The organism is Bacillus sp. JJ1474 (assembly GCF_036965225.1).
Classification (GTDB): domain Bacteria; phylum Bacillota; class Bacilli; order Bacillales; family Cytobacillaceae; genus Cytobacillus.
In genome coordinates, this window is record NZ_JBALPC010000075.1 from 24,952 (window position 1) to 28,911 (window position 3,960).

Sequence of the window (3,960 nt, forward strand, 5' to 3'; positions counted from 1 at the left end):
GCTTCCGCTTTTCTTATTTTGGAGGTCTTTTCCCCCAGTATTGATAGTAGTCTGTTTTTATAAAGCCATTAAACAATTTACGCTTCTTTGTTGCTTGTTTTCCGTAAAATTTCTCAAAGTCTTCATTCGAAGTAAGAACATATATCGACCATGTATCAAGGGACGATAATGCCTTTCCCATATCTTCATACATTTTCTGAACTGCTTCTTTTTCCCCTAATCGTTCCCCATATGGAGGATTGCAGGCGATTACTCCATATTCCTTTGTTGTTGTAAAATCCTTTACCTGCATTTGTTTAAAGCTGATTAAATCACCAAAGCCTGCTTCAAATGCATTCTCCTGAGCAATTTTCACCATGCGATGATCAATATCAGAGCCAGTTATATCAAGCTGCTGATCATAGTTCGCTAAATCCTCTGTCTCAGTTCTTGCCTCATCCCAGACTTGTTCAGGCACCCATGACCACGATTCAGAAATAAATTCACGATTAAATCCGGGGGCAATATTTTGTCCGATTAGTGCTGCCTCAATTGGAATGGTGCCGGAACCGCAAAAAGGATCAACAAACGGTTTTTCTGGAGTCCAGTTCGTAAGCATGACAAGTGCGGCAGCAAGAGTTTCCTTTAATGGGGCTTCTCCCTGGCCAGCCCGATATCCTCGCTTATGTAAGCCGCTTCCGCTTGCGTCGATCGTGAGCAGGGCCGTATCCTTAAGTAATGCCACTTCTATTTTATATAACGGGCCATTTTCCTCGAACCAGCCAGTTTTTTTATAATGGGTTCTCAATCTTTCAACAACTGCTTTTTTGACGATTGCCTGACAATCAGATACACTAAAGAGCTTAGATTTAACAGATTTCCCTATTACCGGAAACTCAGCGTCCTCAGATAAATAATTTTCCCAAGGAAGTGATTTTGTTTTCTCGAAAAGTTCATCGAAGGTAGTAGCTTTGAACTCCCCGATTTTTATTTTTATTCGATCTGCTGTACGAAGCCATAAATTCGATCTAGCAATCGCCAGAGAATCCCCTTTATAGCTGATTCTTCCGTTTTCAACTTCACAATCATACCCTAAAGCGCGTACTTCCTTCGCAACGAGGGCCTCTAAGCCCATAGCAGATGTTGCAATCAGATCATATTTTGTCATAATTTCACCCTAATTCATTATTTCCGTTTCCCAGCTCGTTAGAAATGTCAACAGCTTATGTAAAGGAATTGGTTTGGATATATAAAAACCTTGAATAAAGTCGCATTGTTCTTTCTTAAGAAAATCATATTGTTTTTTATTTTCAACACCTTCTGCCACTACTTTTAAGTGCAGCCGATGCGCCATCGTAATAATGGCCTCCACAATGGAGGAATCTTCCTCATATATAGATATTCTTCTTATAAAGCTTTGATCTATTTTCAGTGTATCGAGCGGAAAACGGTTTAAATAGCTTAATGATGAGTAGCCTGTCCCAAAATCATCTATTGATAATTTAACACCAAGCTGCTTTAACTTTACAAGCTTATCGACAGTTTCACTCGCTTTTGGCATGATCATACTTTCTGTAAGTTCAAAATCAATATAGTTCGGGTTGACATTCGTTCTTTGAAAAATTTCACCTATTGATTTTACAAAATTGTCTTGGTTGAAATGAATCGCCGAAATATTTACACTCATTCTCAATTTAGGATTACCTTGTAAATGGATGGCTTTTAAATCTTCGCATGCTTTTTGAATAATCCATTCACTTATTGGAATGATTAAGCCAGACTCTTCTGCAAGAGGAATGAATTCTGAAGGTGGTACTAGACCAAATTCTTCTTGTTTCCATCTGACCAATGCTTCCAAACTAACAACTTTATTCGTTTTCGCATCAATAATTGGATGATAAACAAGAAAAAATTCATTACGTTCAATTGCCTTTCGCAAATCATTTTCCATTTTCATCTGTCTTGACTCATTGTGATGCATCTTATTATGATAAAGCTCGAATTGATTTCTTCCGCCGCTTTTCGCCTCATACATAGCCTTGTCTGCGGTTCTTAATAATGTTTCGATATCCGTCCCGTCCAAAGGGTATAAACTTATCCCAATACTTGTAGAAACGTATACTTCTTGCATATTAAGATGAAAAGATTTTGTAAACTCTTCTATTATCATTTCAGCCATATGGACGGCTTCTTTTGGATGTTTGAGGTTGGGTAAAACGATGACAAACTCATCCCCGCCAAGCCTTGCAATCATATCCTTATTTTTTAGCAACCCTTTTAACCTTGTAGATACTTTCTTCAGAAGCATATCTCCATAATTATGACCGAGAGTATCATTTATTTGTTTAAACCGATCTAAATCTAGAAAAAGGACAGCTAATAGCTGATTATACTTTTCAGCTGTATATATTAAGTCTTCAAGCCGCTTATTTAAACTATAGCGATTGGCCACGCCTGTCAGGGAGTCGTTATGTGCTAAATATCTCAGCTGATCCTCAGCATGTTTACGATCCGTAATATCAGAAAATACAGCAACAAAATTTGTGATGTAACCCTCTTCATCTTTAATGGAGCTAATCGTTATCCATTCAAGAAATACATCTCCATTTTTGCGTTTATTCCAAATTTCACCTTTCCAGTATCCGTTTTCATAAATTTGGTTCCACATATGTTTATAGAACTGCTCGTCATGAATTCCAGATTGAAGGATGTTTGGATTTTTTCCAACAACTTCTTCTTTCGTATATCCAGTCACAATTTCAAAAGCAGGATTTACGGAAATAATTCTAGATTTCCCGTCTGTAATCATGACTCCTTCACTCGTATTTTGAAGAATCCTCTCTGCGAGTTTTATTTGTTGACTGACCCTGATCTCAGATAATATCATATTTTTCGTCCTTATTTACGATATTTTTTCTTCTTTAGTATTCATTATTATCATATAGTTAATCTCCTCAATATACAATATTGGCATAAGCATCTTATAAACGCTTTCCTTCAAAAGTCGAAAAAAGGACAAAATTCTTTGTCCAATAGGAAAAGCCCCCCTATAAAGGAGGGCAGTAGCTTCATGCATTCATGTCACTAATAACGTTCTGTAAGCCATGTTTTGTTCCTTTGTACTGCAAACGACCCTAAGTCTCGTACTAAGGTGGTAATCATCTATCTACAGGTATACCCTGTCCTTCTCCTCGTTCATTTCCTAAGAGAAAGCGCCCCTACCATAATTTGGGTTTCTCGCTCGTGGGGTTTACCTCGTTCCACCCTCTTCATTTCTGAAAAGGCTCCGTCACTGTGGCACTTTCAAGGTATTCATGCCATATCCAAGGACTTAGGCATTTTCCCTGCCGTCAGCCAAGCAAATACACGTATTTGCCTAACTGCCCTAGCTTATGATTTCACTAGGCACGAACACTACACGCATCTCAGCCTGTGCGAGCATGGACTTTCCTCTACAATTCGCTATACGCTTATTGCAGCGATTACCCGAACGTTATTAATGATAACAAAAGTTATTATATGCAACTTTCAAATGAATAGCAATGGTTTTCAATTTGAAATCGAGAAAATTTTTGTCAATCGTACAATTTACTTCCAAAAACATGCTTTTCTAAGTTGGACAGCCGCTTTAGTATATCAAAATTCGTTGTCCCAGCAGTTTGTGCGGCGACTGGACGTCTGGAAGCCTCTTCAAGCTGCTTCTTTAATCTCATATTTTCTTGTTGTAAATCTTCAATTTCCTGATGGAAAGTTTCATAATCCTTTATTACCCAATCGAGAAATTTATCTACTTCTTCTGGTTTGTAGCCGCGCATAGCCGTTTTAAATTCTTTTTCCAAAATATCTTTTGCCGTTAATTTCACTTTATCGGAAAGCATGACAATCACCTCAAAGTTCACAATCATCATATCTATTTTTTCAGAGATATGCATTTTTGTCAATTTTTCTTTCGAACTAATTTTTCGCAGATTAACGGGCTGT

At 37.6% G+C, this 3,960-nt stretch carries 3 protein-coding genes and 1 other RNA gene; all 4 read right to left on the minus strand.

From position 1 onward, the window contains the following. Positions 1-13: 13 nt before the first annotated feature. Positions 14-1,147, minus strand: a complete 1,134-nt coding sequence (locus tag V7164_RS11060) for a THUMP domain-containing class I SAM-dependent RNA methyltransferase (RefSeq protein ID WP_335344790.1) — start codon at positions 1,145-1,147, stop codon at positions 14-16. 9 nt (positions 1,148-1,156) lie between these two features. Then, complete coding sequence (locus tag V7164_RS11065; RefSeq protein ID WP_335344791.1) at positions 1,157-2,866, minus strand: putative bifunctional diguanylate cyclase/phosphodiesterase; 1,710 nt, start codon at positions 2,864-2,866, stop codon at positions 1,157-1,159. 206 nt (positions 2,867-3,072) lie between these two features. Then, positions 3,073-3,473: RNase P RNA component class B (gene rnpB / locus V7164_RS11070), an RNA gene on the minus strand. An 81-nt stretch (positions 3,474-3,554) separates the two neighbouring features. Then, the gene (gpsB, locus tag V7164_RS11075) at positions 3,555-3,857 is read right to left on the minus strand and encodes a cell division regulator GpsB (protein ID WP_066294702.1); all 303 of its coding nucleotides are present in this window, start codon (positions 3,855-3,857) and stop codon (positions 3,555-3,557) included. Positions 3,858-3,960: the final 103 nt, after the last annotated feature.